The 17,190-nt window shown below is 68.5% G+C and carries 9 protein-coding genes and 1 pseudogene; 6 read left to right on the top strand and 4 right to left on the bottom strand.

Annotation, left to right across the window (positions count from 1 at the left end; genetic code table 11):
• Window positions 1-24: 24 nt before the first annotated feature.
• The 4 genes and pseudogenes from AC1DSZ_RS07480 to AC1DSZ_RS07465 form a co-directional block, all read left to right on the top strand.
• A pseudogene (locus AC1DSZ_RS07480) lies at window positions 25-1,971 on the top strand (alpha-1,4-glucan--maltose-1-phosphate maltosyltransferase); the annotation flags it as partial.
• Window positions 1,972-1,982: 11 nt separating this feature from the next.
• Window positions 1,983-5,243, top strand: a complete 3,261-nt coding sequence (treS, locus tag AC1DSZ_RS07475) for a maltose alpha-D-glucosyltransferase (protein ID WP_476837740.1) — start codon at window positions 1,983-1,985, stop codon at window positions 5,241-5,243.
• Entirely contained in the window at window positions 5,243-7,492 is a 2,250-nt protein-coding gene (gene glgB, locus AC1DSZ_RS07470) for a 1,4-alpha-glucan branching protein GlgB (RefSeq protein ID WP_476837739.1), read from the top strand. The genes treS and glgB overlap by 1 nt, the downstream gene beginning before the upstream one ends.
• An 83-nt stretch (window positions 7,493-7,575) precedes the next feature.
• Window positions 7,576-9,900: a methyl-accepting chemotaxis protein gene (locus tag AC1DSZ_RS07465; RefSeq protein WP_476837738.1), complete on the top strand. Its 2,325-nt coding sequence runs from the start codon at window positions 7,576-7,578 to the stop codon at window positions 9,898-9,900.
• 42 nt (window positions 9,901-9,942) lie between these two features.
• On the opposite strand, the gene AC1DSZ_RS07460 is transcribed toward AC1DSZ_RS07465, so the two are convergent.
• The 3 genes from AC1DSZ_RS07460 to AC1DSZ_RS07450 form a co-directional block, all read right to left on the bottom strand.
• On the bottom strand, window positions 9,943-10,671 hold the full coding sequence (locus AC1DSZ_RS07460) for a metallophosphoesterase family protein (RefSeq protein WP_476837737.1): 729 nt from the start codon (window positions 10,669-10,671) through the stop codon (window positions 9,943-9,945).
• Complete coding sequence (locus AC1DSZ_RS07455) at window positions 10,664-11,425, bottom strand: nucleotidyltransferase family protein (RefSeq protein ID WP_476837816.1); 762 nt, start codon at window positions 11,423-11,425, stop codon at window positions 10,664-10,666. Before AC1DSZ_RS07455 ends, AC1DSZ_RS07460 begins: the two co-directional genes overlap by 8 nt.
• 135 nt (window positions 11,426-11,560) lie before the next feature.
• On the bottom strand, window positions 11,561-13,165 hold the full coding sequence (locus AC1DSZ_RS07450) for an alpha-amylase family glycosyl hydrolase (protein ID WP_476837736.1): 1,605 nt from the start codon (window positions 13,163-13,165) through the stop codon (window positions 11,561-11,563).
• Window positions 13,166-13,355: 190 nt separating this feature from the next.
• Between AC1DSZ_RS07450 and treZ the strand changes: the two genes are divergently transcribed.
• Window positions 13,356-15,254 (top strand): malto-oligosyltrehalose trehalohydrolase, encoded by a 1,899-nt coding sequence (gene treZ / locus AC1DSZ_RS07445; RefSeq protein WP_476837735.1) that lies wholly within the window; start codon window positions 13,356-13,358, stop codon window positions 15,252-15,254.
• On the opposite strand, the gene cobU is transcribed toward treZ, so the two are convergent.
• Window positions 15,251-15,787, bottom strand: a complete 537-nt coding sequence (gene cobU / locus AC1DSZ_RS07440; protein ID WP_476837734.1) for a bifunctional adenosylcobinamide kinase/adenosylcobinamide-phosphate guanylyltransferase — start codon at window positions 15,785-15,787, stop codon at window positions 15,251-15,253. The genes treZ and cobU overlap by 4 nt on opposite strands.
• Before the next feature lie 212 nt (window positions 15,788-15,999).
• Here cobU and wecB point away from each other — a divergent pair, with 212 nt between their 5' ends.
• Entirely contained in the window at window positions 16,000-17,178 is a 1,179-nt protein-coding gene (gene wecB / locus AC1DSZ_RS07435) for a non-hydrolyzing UDP-N-acetylglucosamine 2-epimerase (protein WP_476837733.1), read from the top strand.
• Window positions 17,179-17,190: the final 12 nt, after the last annotated feature.

Genomic DNA, 17,190 nt, shown 5'->3' with positions numbered 1-17,190 from the left:
CGCTCCCCGCGCGCCGAAGCGGGCACGCCTCCGCGCGGCGAAGGCCGGGTCGTGATCGAGGGCGTGGCGCCCGAGATCGACGCCGGGGCAAGCCCGGCCAAGCGCGTCGTCGGCGACGTGTTCACCGTCGAGGCGGACATCTTCAGCGACGGCCACGACATCGTCCGCGCCGAACTGATGTTCAAGCGCGCCGACGAGATCCGCTGGCGCCGTGCGCCCATGACTTTCGTGATCAACGACCGCTGGACCGGCGCCTTCACGCTCGATCAGAACGCGCGCTGGCTCTACACCATCGAGGCCTGGCGCGACCCGTATGCGTCATGGTCGCGCGACGTCGCCAAGAAGCGCGACGCCGGCCAAGATGTCGGCTCCGAGCTATCCGAGGGCGAGGCCATGCTGCGCTCGGTGGACGCCTCCGGGGCCGACGCCGAAGCGCATGGCCGCCTCGTGGCGGCGCTCGAGGCGCACCCCTATGGCGATCCCGCCCGGCTCGACGTGCTGCTCGCGCCCGAGACCGCCGCCCTGATGAACCGCCTCGGCGAGCGCGCCAACCTGTCGCGCTACCCCCGCATGCTGCCCGTGGTGGCGGATCGTCCAGCGGCGCGCTTTTCGGCCTGGTACGAGCTTTTCCCGCGCTCGCAGTCGGACGACCCCGTCCGGCACGGCACCTTCGACGACGTGATCGGCAAGCTGCCCTATGTGCGCGACCTCGGTTTCGACGTGCTGTACTTCACGCCGATCCACCCCATCGGGCGCACCAACCGCAAGGGCCGCAACAATTCGCTGACCGCCGGCCCCAACGACCCCGGCAGCGTCTACGCGATCGGGGCCTCGGAGGGCGGCCACACGGCCGTGCACCCCGAGCTCGGCACGCTGGAGGATTTCGATCGCCTCGTGGTCGCCGCCCGCGAGCATGGGCTCGAGATCGCGCTCGATTTCGCCGTGCAGTGCTCGCCGGACCATCCCTGGATCAAGGAGCATCCGGAGTGGTTCGAGTGGCGGCCGGACGGCACCATCCGCTTCGCCGAGAACCCGCCCAAGAAGTACGAGGACATCGTCAACGTCCACTTCTACGGGCAGTCCTTCCCGGACCTCTGGTACGCGCTGCGCGACGCCTTCCTGTTCTGGGTCGAGCGCGGGGTGAAGATCTTCCGCGTCGACAACCCGCACACCAAGCCGATCCCGTTCTGGGAGTGGGTGATCCGCGACATCAACGAGCGCCACCCCGACGTGCTCTTCCTCGCCGAGGCCTTCACGCGGCCCAAGATGATGAAGAAGCTCGCCAAGATCGGCTTCCAGCAGTCCTACACGTATTTCACGTGGCGCAACCTGAAAGGCGAGATCGCCGAATACGCGCTCGAACTCGCGGGCGAGATGGGCGAGTACTACCGCCCGAACTTCTTCGTCAACACGCCCGACATCAACCCTGTTTACCTGCAGACCAGCGGTCGCCCGGGCTTCATCGTGCGTTCCACGCTCGCCGCCACGCTCTCCAGCGTGTGGGGCATGTATTCGGGCTTCGAGGTGTGCGAGGCGACGCCGATCCTCGGCAAGGAGGAGTATCTCGACAGCGAGAAATACGAGATCAAGGCCTGGGATCTGGACAAGCCCGGCCACATCAAGGACCACATCCGGGCGCTCAACCGCATCCGCCGCGAGAACCCGGCGTTGCAGGATTTCCGCAACGTCTCCTTCCTGAACGCCTGGAACGACAACATCCTGGCCTACGCCAAGTGGGCCCCGGACAAGAGCGAATGCGTGTTCTGCCTGGTCAATCTAGACCCGCACGCGCGCCAGGACTGCGCCTACGAGATCCCGCTCTGGGATTTCGGCCTGCCCGACACGGGCGCGCTGGAGGTCGAGGACCTCCTGCTCGGCTACCGCTTCAGGCTGCACGGCAAGACACACCAGATCGCGCTGGACCCGAACGACCGCTCGGTCGCGGTCTGGCGTTTGAAAAAACAAGGCTGAGAGGGGCCGGAATGATCGAACGTAACGACCCCCAATGGTACAAGGACGCCATTATCTACCAGGTCCACGTGAAGTCCTTTTTCGACGCCAATGACGACGGCGTCGGCGACTTCGAGGGCCTCACCAAGCGGCTCGACTACATCAAGGACCTGGGCGTCACCGCCATCTGGCTGATGCCGTTCTACCCGTCGCCGCTGAAGGACGACGGCTACGACATCGCCGAATACCGCGACATCAACCCCGCTTACGGGACCATGCGCGACTTCCGCCGCTTCGTGCGCGCCGCGCATGACCGCGGGCTGCGGGTGATCACCGAGCTGGTGATCAACCACACCTCGGACCAGCATCCCTGGTTCCAGCGCGCCCGTCGGGCGAAGCCGGGTTCGGCCGCCCGCGAGTTCTACGTGTGGTCGGACACGGATCGGAAATACGTCGACACCCGCATCATCTTCCTCGACACCGAGCAGTCGAACTGGACCTGGGACCCGGTCGCCAAGTCCTATTATTGGCACCGTTTCTACAGCCACCAGCCGGACCTGAACTTCGACAACCCGCGCGTGCTCGAAGCCGTGATCGACGTGATGCGGTTCTGGCTCGACATGGGCGTCGACGGCCTGCGCCTCGACGCGATCCCATACCTGATCGAGCGCGACGGCACGAACTGCGAGAACCTTCCCGAGACCCACACGGTCATCAAGAAGATCCGCGCCGCGCTGGACGAGAGCTACCCGGACCGCATGCTGCTGGCCGAGGCCAACCAGTGGCCGGAGGAAACCGCGCAATATTTCGGCGACGGCGACGAATGCCACATGGCGTTCCACTTCCCGCTGATGCCGCGCATGTACATGGCGATCGCGCAGGAAGACCGGCACCCGGTCACCGACATCATGCGCCAGACGCCCGAGATCCCCGAGAACGCCCAGTGGGCGATCTTCCTGCGCAACCATGACGAGCTCACGCTCGAGATGGTGACCGACCAGGAGCGCGACTACCTGTGGAGCTTCTACGCGTCCGAGCGCCGCGCCCGCATCAATCTGGGCATCCGGCGCCGGCTGTCGCCGCTGCTGGAGAATGATCGCCGCAAGATCGAGCTGATGAACTCGCTGCTGATGTCGATGCCGGGCACGCCGGTGCTCTACTACGGCGACGAGATCGGCATGGGCGACAACATCTATCTCGGCGACCGCGACGGCGTGCGCACCCCGATGCAGTGGTCGCCCGACCGCAACGGCGGTTTCAGCCGCGCCGATCCGGCCCGCCTGTTCCTGCCCGCCGTGCAGGATCCGCTGCATGGCTTCCAGGCCGTGAACGTGGAGGCGCAGCTCGGCACGCAGGCGAGCCTGCTGAACTGGGCCCGCCGCATGATCGCGGTGCGCCGCGCCCACAAGGTGTTCGGCCGCGGCACGCTGCGCTTCCTTTATCCGAGCAACCGCAAGGTGCTCGCCTATCTGCGCGAGTTCGGCGACGAGAAGGTGCTGTGCGTCGTCAACGTGTCGCGCGCCCCGCAGGCCGTGGAGCTGGACCTCGCCGAGTTCAAGGGCGCGAACCCGGTCGAGATGGGCGCGGGCTCGGTGTTCCCGCCGGTGGGCGACCTGCCATACCTGCTGACGCTGCCGGCCTATGGCTACTACTGGTTCGAGTTGCGTCCCCAGGCGGCGTCGGCTGAGGGGCGCTTTGGTCCCAAGCCCCAGCCCGAGCTGTTCACGCTGGTGCTCACCGGCGCGGCCGACAGCCTGCTGGCCGGCCGCGAGCGCGCCGCCTTCGAGCGCACGGTGGCGGCGGGCTTCCTTCCGAGCCGGCGCTGGTTCGCCGGCAAGGGCCGGCGCATCGACCGCGTCGAGGTCACCGACCACGCGCTCATGGAGCGGGGCGGCCGCAGCTACCTGCTGCCGCGCCTGTCTGTGGAGCTGAAGGGCGGAGAAACGCAGCATTACTTCACGCCGCTGGCCGTGCTGGAAGGCCGAGAGGACGAGCACCTGCTCGGCTATGCGGTCGCCAAGGTGCGCCGCGGCGCCCGCACGGGCCTCGTGGTGGACGCCGACGCGGCGCCCGACTTTGCGCTTGCCGTGGTGGAGGCGATGCAACGCGGCGACAGCCTCAAGACCCACAAGGGCGCGGAAATCCGCTTCATCGGAACGCCGGCCCTCGCCGAGGAGCAGGGGCTGGACCAGCTCGAGATCCGCCGCCTCGGCGCGGAGCAGAGCAACTCCTCCATCGCGTTCGACGACAAGCTGCTGCTCAAGATCTACCGCCGCGTCCAGCCGGGCGTGCACCCCGAGATCGAGGTCGCGCGCTTCCTCACCGAGGTCGCGGGATTCGAGGCGACGCCGCCATATCTTGGCTCCGTCGAGGCGGTCGACGCGGACGGGACCAGCACCTCGCTCGGCATCCTGCAGCGCTTCGTCCGCAACCAGGGCGACGCCTGGAGCTGGACCCTGAACGCGCTGGGGCGCGAGTTCGAGAACCTCGCGCTGATCGCCCCCGAAGTCGCTGACCCGGTGGACGAGACCTTCGCGGCCTATCTGCCCTACGCGCGCATCCTCGGCCGCCGCACGGCCGAGATGCACCTCGCCTTCGCGACCGAGACGGACGACGAGGCTTTCGCGGCCGAGCCGCTGACGATGGCGGACGTAGAGCACATCTGCGACGACGCGCGGCGGCTGGCCGAAAAGGCTTTCGAGGGCCTTGGCCGTACGGTTGCGGTCACGGATGCGTCCGCGACCGCCATCACGGCGTTGCGGGAGCGTCGCGACGAGGTTTTCGCGCTGATCGACAAGCTGCGCCGGGAACCCTCGATGGCCACCAAGACCCGCGTGCATGGCGACTACCATCTCGGCCAGGTGCTGATCGTGCGCGACGACATCCTGATTGTCGACTTCGAGGGCGAGCCTTCGCGGCCCGTTCACGAGCGGCGCATGAAGTCATCGCCGCTGCGCGACGTCGCCGGGATGCTGCGGTCCTTCGCGTATGCGGTGGAGACGTCGCTTCGCGACATCCAGGGCCGGCTCCCGGATGGCGCCGGCCGCGTCGAGACGGCGGCGCACGACGTGCTCACGCTGGTGGAGCGCGTGTTCCTGGCGGCCTATGCGGAAGTCGCGCAGGGCGGCCGGGCGTGGGTGGGCGACGACGCGACGCGCACGTCGCTGCTGCGCCTGCAACTGTTGTCGAAGGCGCTCTACGAGGTCGGCTACGAGGCCGACAACAGGCCCGAATGGATCGATATCCCGGTCCGCGGCGTCCTGAGCATCCTGGATGGAGAGGTGGTGCGCTGATGGCAGGCCGGAACACGACGACCGAAGCCGCCGCCGATAGGGCTGTCCAAGCCGCCGAACTCGCCCCCGAGGCGATCGCCGCCGTCGCGCATGCGTCGCATGGCGACCCCTTCGGCATCCTCGGCCCGCATCAGGTCGGCCCCGACCTGTGGGAGGTCCGCGCCATGCTGCCGCGCGCCTTGCGCGTCTGGGTGGTGGGCCTCGACGGGCAGACCGAGCTCGCCGCCATGCAGCGCCGGCATCCCGCAGGGTTCTTCGTCGGGCGCTTCCAGTCGGGAGGACGGCCGGGCTATCGCCTGCGCGTCGAGACCGCCGATTCGACCGACGTGGTCTACGACCCTTATTCCTTCCTGAACGTGCTCAGCGACGACGACCTGACGCACATCGCCGATCCGGGCGGGGACACGATCTATCGCTCGCTCGGCGCGCATCCGCGCAAGCTCGGCGACGTCGACGGTTTCGCGGTCGCGGTCTGGGCGCCCAACGCCAGCCGCGTCAGCCTGGTGGGCGACTTCAACGGCTGGGACGGGCGCTGCCATCCCATGCGGCTTCGCCACGGCGCCGGGATCTGGGAGCTGTTCCTGCCGCAGATCGCGCCGGGCGGGCGCTACAAGTTCGAGATCCGCGCAGCCAATGGCGGGCTCCTGCCGCTGAAGGCCGACCCCGTCGCGTTCCAGGCCGAACAGCCGCCCGCGACCGCCTCCATCCTGCATGGCCAGCCCGAGCAGAGCTGGAGCGACGCCGCATGGATGACCAAGCGCGGCGAATGCGACCCGCGCTTCAAGCCGATCTCGATCTACGAGTGCCATCTCGGCTCATGGGCGCGCATTCCCGAGGAGGGAAATCGCTTCCTGACCTACCGCGAGATGGCCGACCGCCTCGTCCCCTATGTGCGCGACATGGGTTTCACCCATATCGAGCTCCTGCCGATCACCGAGTTCCCGTTCGATGGCTCCTGGGGCTACCAGCCGGTGTCGCTCTATGCGCCGACAAGCCGCTTCGGCACGCCGGAGGATTTCGCATTTTTCGTGAACGCCGCCCATGAGGCCGGCCTCGGCATCATGCTGGACTGGGTTCCGGCGCATTTCCCCAACGACCCGCACGGGCTCGGCGGCTTCGACGGCACGCATCTCTACGAGCACGCCGATCCGCGGCAGGGCTTCCACCAGGATTGGGGCACCTACATCTACAATTTCGGCCGCGCCGAGGTGCAGTCCTTCCTGGTCGCGAACGCGCGCTTCTGGCTGGAGCGCTACCACCTCGACGGCCTGCGCGTGGATGCGGTGGCGTCCATGCTCTACCTCGACTACTCGCGCAAGGCCGGCGAGTGGGTGCCCAACCGCTATGGCGGCAACGAGAACCTCGAGGCCATCGATTTCCTGCGCCGCATGAACGAGACCGCCTATTCGGTCGCGCCCGGCGCGATGACGATCGCGGAGGAATCCACCGCCTGGCCGGGCGTGTCGCACCCCACCTACACGGGCGGGCTCGGCTTCGGCTTCAAGTGGAACATGGGCTGGATGCACGACACGCTCCGCTACATGTCCAAGGAGCCGATCCACCGCCGCTACCACCACCACGACCTCACCTTCGGGCTGCTCTACGCCTTCACCGAGAACTTCGTGCTGCCGCTCAGCCACGACGAGGTGGTGCACGGCAAGGGCTCGCTGCTCGGCAAGATGACGGGCGACCGCTGGCAGCGCTTCGCCAATTTGCGCGCCTATTTCGGCTTCATGTGGGGCCATCCGGGCAAGAAGCTGCTCTTCATGGGCGGCGAGTTCGCGCAGGAAAAGGAGTGGAACCACGACGCCAGCCTCGACTGGCACCTCCTCTCCGACCCGCTGCACCGGGGCGTACAGGCCCTGATCCGCGACCTTAACCGCGCCTACCGGCAGATCCCGGCGCTGCATGAACTCGACTCCGACGCCGCCGGCTTCGCGTGGCTGGTCGCGGACGACCGCGACAACTCCGTGCTGGCCTTCGCGCGCTACGGCAAGGATCGCGAGAAGCCCGCCGTGGTGGTCTGCAACTTCACGCCCGTGCCGCGTGCAGGCTACCGGATCGGCGTGCCGGCCGGCGGGTTCTGGCGCGAGGTCGTGAACACCGATGCGGACATGTATGGAGGCAGCGGGCTCGGCAATCTTGGCGGTATCGAAGCCGTCGAGCAGGAGAGCCATGGCCAGCCCTTCTCGGTGGTGCTGACTTGCCCGCCGCTCGCAACGATTGTGCTGGAGCGGGTCGCCACCTAAATTCCGCGCATGAGTTATCATTTTATAGTTTGATAACTCGCAAGTGTCATCGTTCCCGAAACCTACGGTTGTCGGGGACGAACATGCGCCTGAATCTAAGCTTGAAAACGGTGAGCATGCTCGCTTTCGGGGCGCTCGCCTTCGTGGGAGCGGCTTCGAGTCTCTCGACCATCTACAGCGTCTCGACCACCAAGCACTCGGTGGAACGCATGCGCGAGATGACAGGGGTGCTGCGCCGCCAGACCCTGTCGGACATGCATCACGACGGCATCCGCGCCATCGTTTATGTCGCGCTCCATGACGGCGCGCGCAAGGCCGCTGACTCCAGCGACACCGTCAAGGAGCTCGAAAAGACGATCACGCAGCTGGACGCCGGCATCCAGGGCATTCCCGACACCGATCTCGGTCCGGCCGTTACGGCCGCCAAGCCCGATCTCGTTCGCCTCACCGGGGCCTATGTCCGCAAGGCGCGGGAGCTCGTGAACCTGGCCTTCGCCAACCCGGCGGAAGCCGAGTCGCGCCTGGGCAGCTTCGCCACCACCTTCGAGGACCTCGCGGTCGCGATGGACAAGATGGGCGACCTCATCGAGGACGCCAACAAGGAGGCCGAGGAGGACGCCGCTCGCCACCAGACCGTGCTGCAGTGGCAGACGAGCTTGGCCGGCGCGATCATCATGCTGGCGCTGGCCGGCGTGTTCTTCTGGCTGCGCTTCTCGGTAATCAACGGCGTGATAGCCCTGGCGCGGTCGCTGGTCGCGCGCGACGGCGAGGCCATGCTCGGCCGCATCGTCGGCCGCAACGCCGGCAATGAGCTCGGCGAACTCGCGGCCGCGATGCAGACCTTCCGGGCCGACGGCGTCGACGCCGCCCGTGTCCGCGCGGCGCTCGACACCTGCCCGATCAACGTGCTGGCGGCCGACAATGACGGCTGCATCGTCTACGCCAACCCGGCCGTCCTGCAACTGATGCGCGATCAACTGCCGGCCTTCCGCATGCTCTCGCCGGGCTTCGATCCCAACGCCGTGATCGGCTCCCGGCTGGACGGTTTCCACCGCGACACCAGCCAGACGCGCGGCGGCCGACGCTCGCGCATCAGCGCCGGCGCGCGCACCTTCGATTTCGTGGTCTCGCCGATCGTCAAGCCGGACGGCGAGCGCCTGGGCGTCATGCTGATCCTGGAGGACATGACCTCGGTGGTCGCCGCCGACCAGGAACTGGCCGAACTCGCCAGCGCGGCCGCGGAGGGCGACTTCTCCAAGCGCATCCAGCTGGCCGACAAGGAGGGTTTCGCCAAGGATATGAGCTCGGGCCTGAACGCGCTGTCTTCGCGCGTCGAGGAAGCCGTGCAGGAGTTTGCGTCCGTTCTGGGCGCCGTCGCCAGCGGCGACCTCACCGCGCTGGTGCGGCGCGACTACCGCGGCGGGCTGGGCGCGCTGAGCGAAAGCATCAACCGGACGGTGGATCGCCTCGCCGAGACCGTCTCGGAAATCCAGCGCATGTCGACGGAGGTCGCCGACGCCTCGCGTGAAATCAGCAGCGGCGCGGTGGATCTCTCCCAGCGCACCGAGACCCAGGCGCATTCGTTGGAGCAGACCGCCGCAACCGTGGACGAACTGGCGCTGTCGGTGCGCGCCAGCGCCGAGGCGTCCGGCCACGCCGCCGCGATGGCCGAGCAGGCGCGATCGGTCGCGCACGAGGGCGGCGTGATCGTGGCCGACGCCGTGGAGGCCATGGAGCGCATCGACCAGACCAGCCGGCGGATCTCGGAGATCACCAGCGTGATCGACGACATCGCGTTCCAGACCAACCTCCTCGCCTTGAACGCCGCCGTCGAAGCGGCGCGGGCGGGCGAAGCCGGCAAGGGCTTCGCCGTGGTGGCCTCGGAAGTCCGCACCTTGGCGCAGCGCTCCAGCGGCGCCGCCAAGGACATCACCAATCTGATCGCGACATCGAACGCCGAGGTCACAAACGGCGTGCGGCTGGTGCGCGCCGCTGGCGACACGCTGGGGCGCATCGTCGACGCCTCCGCGACGGTGGCGTCCAGCGTCGCCGAGATCTCGGCCGCCGCTCGCGACCAGGCGAGCGGCATCCAGGCGATCACCCGTTCGGTGGCGCAGCTCGACGAGATGACGCAGCAGAACGCCGCGCTGGCGGAGGAAAGCGCCGCCTCCTCGGGGCAGCTCTCCACCGAGATGCAGCGGCTGCGCGGATTGGCGGACGCCTTCAACACGGGTGAGAAGAAGCCGGCCCGCTCAAGCGCCGCCCCGGCCAGGCCGACCCCGCCCGCCAAGGCCTTCCGGCCGAGCGCGCCGGCCGCCAAGCCTGCGCCRCGCGTCGCAACCCCGGCGCCGCGCGCCGCCGCGCCGAAGCCCGCCAAGGCGGTCGGTGGGAACTGGGACGAGTTCTAGCGGGCCATCGTTTGAGCCGACCCTTGGCTGACCCTTGGCCCGTCAGATCTCGAACAGCGCGTAGGGTTTCCCGCTCGGCTTTTCGATCTGCATCGCGACGTTGAACACCGGGATACCGGCCGGCGTCCTGCCCTCGTAGCGGCCGCGATGCGCATGCCCGTGCACCACGGTCGTGACCTTGAAGCGGTCGATCGTTTCGGCGAGCCGCGAGCAGCCGAGGAACGGGAAGATCTCTTCCGGCTCGCCCTCGACTGTTTCGGCGATGGGCGCATAGTGCAGCACCACCATGGCGCGCTCGCTGCGCACCTGGCGCAGGCCGTTTTCCAGCAGCATGGCCTCGTTCATGGCCTCCGAGACGAAGCTCTTGGTGGCGCTCTCCCCGAAGGAGCCCAGCATGCGCCGGCCAAAGCCGCCGCCATAGCCCTTCACGCCGACGAAACCGACGCCGCCGACCTCGCAGGTCTGGCCTTCCAGGATGGTGACGCCGGCGTCGCGCAGGATGCGTTTCACCTCGTCGACGCCGCCGCATTCGTGGTCGTGGTTGCCCAGCACGGCGATCACCGGGATCGAGCAGGCCTTGAGGTCGGCGGCCAGCACCTCGGCCTCCTTGGGCTTGCCGAGATCGGTCAGGTCCCCGGCGAGCACCAGCGCGTCCGCGACCTTGGACACCTCGGCGAAGAGGTCGCGATAGGCGCCGACGGACGTCTCCTTCACGTGGAGGTCGCCCATCGCCGCCACCGTGATGGTCTTGCGGTCCTCGCCCTTACTCATTGCGCCACTCGCCTTCTCCTCCGACATCCGCGAAACCCCATTCCTTGACGTCGATCTCGTAGTCGATGCGCGAGAACATGCGCCCGCGGCACACCTTCATCTGGGGCGGCGGCAATTGGCGCTGGTTGCCCAGCCGATCGAGCAGTTCGTCGATCAGCCATTTCGGGACCTTGTCGCGCTCGGTCGGATAGACCCAGCGGAAGTTCAGGAGATGGATCAGCAGCACCTCCCAATGCACCTCCATGTGGGCCAGCAGCCGGCGCCAGTCGATCAGGTCGTGCGCCTTCAGGATGGTGTGGGCCACGTCGGCCCCGTCATAACGGTGGCGCAACTGGATGAAGCACTTCGAATAGACGAGCTCGGTCGGCCCGACGATCCGCACCGGCAGGCCCATCACCTCGATCTGGCGGGCATGCTCGAACCAGCTGTCGCCGATCGGCATCGTGCTGTTGGACGACGCGAAGATCACGTCGAAGAAGTGCTGGCCCTTGTAGACCTTGCCGAGCCAGCGCTCGTCCTCGATCTCCACCGCATAGCCGATGGATTGGAAATGCGCGAGGATGCGCTGGTAGTCGCCGGCCTTGCAGAAGATGTCGAGGTCCTTGGTGGGCCGCGAGATCCCCGTATAGGCGCTGAGCGCGTAGGTGCCGGCGAGCAGATAGGGCGTCCCAAGCCGGGTGAGCTCCGCAAGGGCCTCGATGTAGAACGCCTCTGCCTCCGGGTGCTTCAGCACCGGCGTCGCCTTGGCGTCCATCGGCAGCGTGACGTGATCGGCGGAGGGCGGGGTCTGGACCTTCGAATCCTGCGGCGTCGCCATGGCGTGTCCCGAACACGGCGCTGAGCCGGCCGCGTTCGACAACACGCCCTGGCGGGCGCCGGTTCCTTTGGCTCAGTGCGGCTCGCGATGCGCCTCGATCACGAGGCCCTCGTGGCCGCGCAGGTGGAGCGTCGCCCCCGTCCGCTCGCCCTCGCGTCCGCCGAGCGTCGAGAGCAGCACCGCGCCGAGCTGCGCGCCTTGCGGCAACGCGACGGTCTGGTTCTCGCCCGAGAAGTTGAGCGCCACCAGCGCCTGCTCGTCGCCGGCCTCGCGGCGGTACGCGAACACGTGGTCGTCCGCCAGCACGGGGGCGTAGCGTCCGACCGTGAGCGACTTGCGCTCGTTCCGCAGCGCGATCAGGCGGCGCGTCAACGTCAGCGTCGAGGTCGGGTCCTCCTTCATCACGGCGACGTTGCGGGTGTGCCAGTCCTGGTTCAGCGGCAGCCAGGGCTCCACTTCCGAGAAGCCCGCATTAAAGCTTCGGTCCCACGGCATGGGGGTGCGCGAGGGATCGCGGCCGATGCCGAGGCCGGGCTCGTTCTTCTCCCAGGGGTCCTGCACGCGGTCGCGCGGGATGTGGACGGCCGGCATCCCGAGTTCGTCGCCATAGTAGAGCGTCGGCGTGCCGCGCAGCGTCAGCAGCATCATGGCGGCGATGCGGGCCTGCGCCTGGCCGACCCGGGTGGCGATGCGCGGCTGGTCGTGGTTGCTGAGCACCCAGTTGGGCCAGCCGCCCTCCGGCAGCTTTTCCTCGTATTCGCGCACCAGCGCCTCGATGTCGCGCGCCCGCCACGTGGCGTGGATGAGCTGGAAATTGAACGGCAGGTGCGCGCCCGAGAGGTCGGGCCCGTAATAGGTCACCAGCCGCTCGATCGGCAGGTAGATCTCGCCGATCAGCACCCGGTCCGGATAGGCGTCCAGCACCTGCCGCATGCCGGCGAGCACGCCATAGATGTCCGGGTGGTCAGCCGAGTGGATCTGAAGCAGGCGGTTGATGTCCGGCTGCCCCGGCGCGTAGCCCGGGTTCGGCGGGTTGTCCCGCATCTCGGGGTCCTTCATCAGGTGCCAGATCACGTCGACCCGGAAACCGTCGACGCCGCGGTCCAGCCAGAAGCGCAGCGTGTCGAACATGGCCTCCCGCAGCTGCGGGTTCCGCCAGTTCAGGTCCGGCTGCTCCTTCAGGAAGGCGTGGTAGTAGTATTGGCCCGTCGCTTCGTCGAACTGCCAGGCGCTGCCGCCGAAATTGCTGATCCAGTTGTTGGGCGGCCCGCCGCCCGGCGCAGGATCGCGCCAGATGTACCAATCGCGCTTCGGATTGTCGCGGGACGAGCGGCTTTCCTGAAACCATGCGTGCTTGTCGGACGAGTGGTTCGGCACGAAATCCAGGATCACCTTCAGGTCGCGGGCATGCGCGTCCGCGATCAGCCGGTCGAAGCTCTCCAGCGAGCCGAACAGCGGATCGATGTCGCGATAGTCGGCGACGTCATAGCCGCCGTCGCACATCGGCGACGGATAGATCGGCGAAATCCAGAGCGCGTCGACGCCGAGCCATGTCAGGTGGTCGAGCCGCTGGCGGATGCCTTCGAGATCGCCGACGCCATCGCGGTTCGAGTCCTGAAAGGAGCGCGGGTAGATCTGGTAGACGATCCCGCGCTTCCACCACGTCCGTTCCGCCATGCGGCTCTCCCTCTCGCGAATCCACGCCGACGCGGTCGCGCCGCGCGGCGATGTGTCGATCTGTTCAGCGTACCGGGCGAATGCCTCAACGCCGCGACGGTTCCCGCCCGCCGAGCCGGAACCGCTCCGCCGCGGCGGTGTTTCATCCGCGCCAGAAAAGGCCAGAAGCCTCGGCGACGGAGTGGACGTGATGACGATGGCCTGGGGGACCCGAGAGGGCGGTGCGCGCCGCTATCCTGTGGGCGCGGAACCGGTGAACGGCGGCGTGTCGTTTCGCGTGTGGGCGCCCCGCGCCTCCGCGGTGGCGCTCGCCATCGAGGGGCAGGCCGACGAGCCGATGGCCTCGGACGGCGATGGATATTTCTCAGTGGTCTCTGCGGCCGCCCGCGTCGGCTCGCGCTACCGCTATCGCATCGATGGCCGCGAGGCCTACCCGGACCCGGCTTCCCGCTCGCAGCCTGACGGCCCGCATGGTCCCTCGGCGGTGGTGGACCCGACCGCCTTCCGGTGGCGCGACGACGGCTGGCAGGGCGTCGAACTGCGCGGGCAGGTGGTCTACGAGTTCCATGTCGGGACGTTCACGCCCGAGGGCACCTGGGCGGCCGCAGCCCGGAAACTGCCCTTCCTGAAGGATGTCGGCGTCACCGTGCTGGAGATGATGCCCGTGAACGCCTTCACGGGCCGCTTCGGCTGGGGCTATGACGGCGTCGACCTGTTCGCGCCCACCCAGCTCTACGGCTCGCCGGACGACCTCCGCGCCTTCGTGGACGAGGCCCACCGCCTCGGGCTCGGCGTGATCCTGGACGTGGTCTACAACCACTTCGGGCCGGACGGCTGCTACCTCGCCCATTTCGGCCCCTACACCAGCGACAAGCACGCCAACGAGTGGGGCGAGTCCGTGAACTTCGACGGCGAGGGCTCCGCCGGCGTGCGCGAGTTCGTGCTCGCCAACGCGGCCTACTGGATCGACGAGTTCCACTTCGACGGCCTGCGGGTGGACGCCACGCAGGCTTTCGTGGACGACAGCCCCGAGCACATCCTGGCGGCGCTGACCCGCGCAGCGCGCGAGGCGGCGCCCGGCCGGCCGGTGATCATCGTGGGCGAGAACGAGCCCCAGCATTCGACCCTGGCGCGGCCCATTTCGGACGGCGGCCATGGGTTCGACGCGCTCTGGAACGACGATTGGCACCACTCCGCCATCGTGGCGCTGACCGGGCGGGCCGAGGCCTATTTCACTGACCACGCCGGCGCGCCGCAGGAGTTCGTGTCGGCGGCCAAATACGGCTTCCTGTTCCAGGGCCAGCGCTATGGCTGGCAAAAGCAGCGCCGCGGCATACCGGCGCGCGGCATGGCCGCCGAGCAGTTCGTGAATTTCCTCGAGAACCACGACCAGGTTGCGAACTTCGCGCCCGGCGATCGCCTGTCGCGCCGCACGGGCGCGGGCCAGTTGCGCGCCGCCACGGCGCTGCTGCTGCTGTTGCCCGGCACCCCGATGCTGTTTCAGGGCCAGGAGTTCGCGGCCAGCAACCCGTTCGTGTATTTCGCCCACCACACGCCCGAGCTCGCCGAACTGGTCCGCAAGGGGCGTCGCACCTTTCTCGACCAGTTCCAGAGCATCGGCGAGGATCCGCGCGCGCGGACGCTGGACCCGGGCGCGCTCGAGACCTTCAAGGCCTGCGTGCTCGACTGGGCCGAGTGCGAGCGCAATCAGGAGACGCTGGCGCTGCACCGCGACCTGTTGCGGCTGCGCCGGCAGGATACCGTTTTCGCCGCGCAGGGCCGCGACGGGCTCGACGGCGCGGTGATTGGTCCGGAGGCGTTTCTGCTGCGCTATTTCGGCCCGGACGGGGACGACCGGCTGCTGCTGGTGAATTTCGGCCGCGACATCGCCGCGCCATCGCTCGCCGAGCCGCTTGCGGCCCCGCCCGAGGGCTGCGGCTGGCGCCGGCTGTGGTCCAGCGACGACGCGGACTATGGCGGCGGCGGTACGCCCGTGATCGAGGGCGACAATGGCTGGCGCATCCCCGGCCACGCGGCCGTCGCGCTGGCGCCGGAGAAACGGCCGGACGCCGCCACGGCGAAGCCCTAGCGGGCTGGGCTGGCCGCGTCCTTCACTGTCATCGGGAGTCCGGCCACTACGAACAGCACGCGGTCCGCCCGGGCGGCGAGGCGCTGGTGCAGCCGGCCGGCCTCGTCGCGGAAGCGGCGCGCCAGCGCGTTCTCGGGGACGATGCCAAGCCCCACCTCGTTGCTCACCAGCACGATCGGAGCTCGGCTGGCCGCCAGCGCCTCCTCGAGCCGTTCGAACGCCTCCACGAGGTCGCGCTCGCCCAGCATGAGGTTGGTGAGCCACAGCGTCAGGCAGTCGACGAGGATCGGCGGCGGCGCCTTGCCGATCCGCTCCAGCACCTCGGGCAACTCCAGCGGCGCGTCCACGGTGATCCAGCCCGCGCCGCGTTGCGCCCGGTGCAGCGCGATGCGCTCCTCCATCTCGGCGTCGAAGGCCTGCCCGGTGGCGACATAGCGCCAGGGGGCCGGCATGGCGGTGACCAGCGCTTCGGCATGGCGGCTCTTGCCCGAGCGTGCGCCGCCGAGGACCAGCGTGAGGGGAGGGAGGCTCATCCCGCAGATGAACCGCAACGCCGCCGCCCTGTCCACCCCGGCGGCGATTGTTTCGGTTTGGGGCGCCCGTCCCGTTCGGAACCCGTCAGACGAACAGGTTGATGCGCTTCGATACGCAACCGGGGGTTGCAAATCTGCTGAAGCGTGGCCTCCGCCTTGCTCACCTCACGCTGTGACAAGACGGCCCGCGTGGCCGCAGCAGCGAGGCCCGTATGCGTATCCTCTCGGTTTTTGGAACCCGCCCGGAAGCCATCAAGATGGCACCGATCGTGATGGCCCTGCGCGCCATGCCGGGCGTCGAGTCCCGCGTCTGCGTCACCGGCCAGCATCGGCGCATGCTGGACGACACGCTCGCGATCTTCGACATCAAGCCCGACGACGACCTCGACATCATGACCGGCGACCAGACGCTGGCCGACATCTCGGCCCGGGTGCTCACCGGCCTAGATCCGATCATGCGCGCCTACCGGCCGGATTTCGTGCTCGTGCAGGGCGACACCGCCACCAGCACGGCGGCGGCGCTGACGGCGTTCTTCAACAAGGTGAGGGTCGGCCATGTCGAGGCGGGCCTGCGCACCGGCAATCTCCTGAGCCCCTGGCCCGAGGAGGCCAACCGGCGCGTCACCGCGGTGGTGACGGACCGCCACTACGCCCCGACCGAAAAGGCCCGGCGCGCCCTGCTGGCCGAGGGCTATCCGGCCTCCTCCATCATGGTCACGGGCAACACCGTGATCGACGCGCTGCTGCACGTGGCCGACGAGGTCTCCACGCCGGGTCCGATCCGCGACAAGCTCGACGGCCGCTTCGACTGGATCGACCCCGCCAAGCGCATGATCCTCGTCACCGGCCACCGCCGCGAGAGCTTCGGCGACGGCTTCCTGGGCATCTGCGAGGCGCTGCGCCAGCTCGCCGCGCGCGACGACGTCCAGATCGTCTATCCGGTGCACCTGAACCCGAACGTTCGCCAGCCCGTGTTCGACCTGCTCGCCAGCGTCCCCAACGTGTCGCTGATCGAGCCGCAGGACTACCGCAGCTTCGTCTACCTGATGACGCGTGCGTCCCTGATCCTGACGGACTCGGGCGGCGTGCAGGAGGAAGCGCCCGCGCTGGGCAAGCCCGTGCTGGTGATGCGCGACACCAGCGAGCGCATGGAGGCCGTGGAGGCCGGCGTCGCCCGCCTGGTCTCCACCGATCCGGCCCGCATCGTCGGACATGTCGCCGACCTGCTCGGCGACCGCCGCCGCTACGCCGCCATGGCGACGGGCGCGAACCCCTTTGGCGACGGCAAGGCTGCGGCCCGCATCGTGGCCGACCTGCTGGGACAGTCCGGCGTCTCGCCCCTGCCGATCCCGGCCGTCGAGATGGGGCAGCTCGCCCTGGCGATCGGCTGAGGGTGCAAGTCC

The organism is Alsobacter sp. P4_H11, from assembly GCF_056400925.1.
Note: the sequence above shows the minus strand (reverse complement) of the source record. Positions and strands in the feature narration are given on the sequence as shown.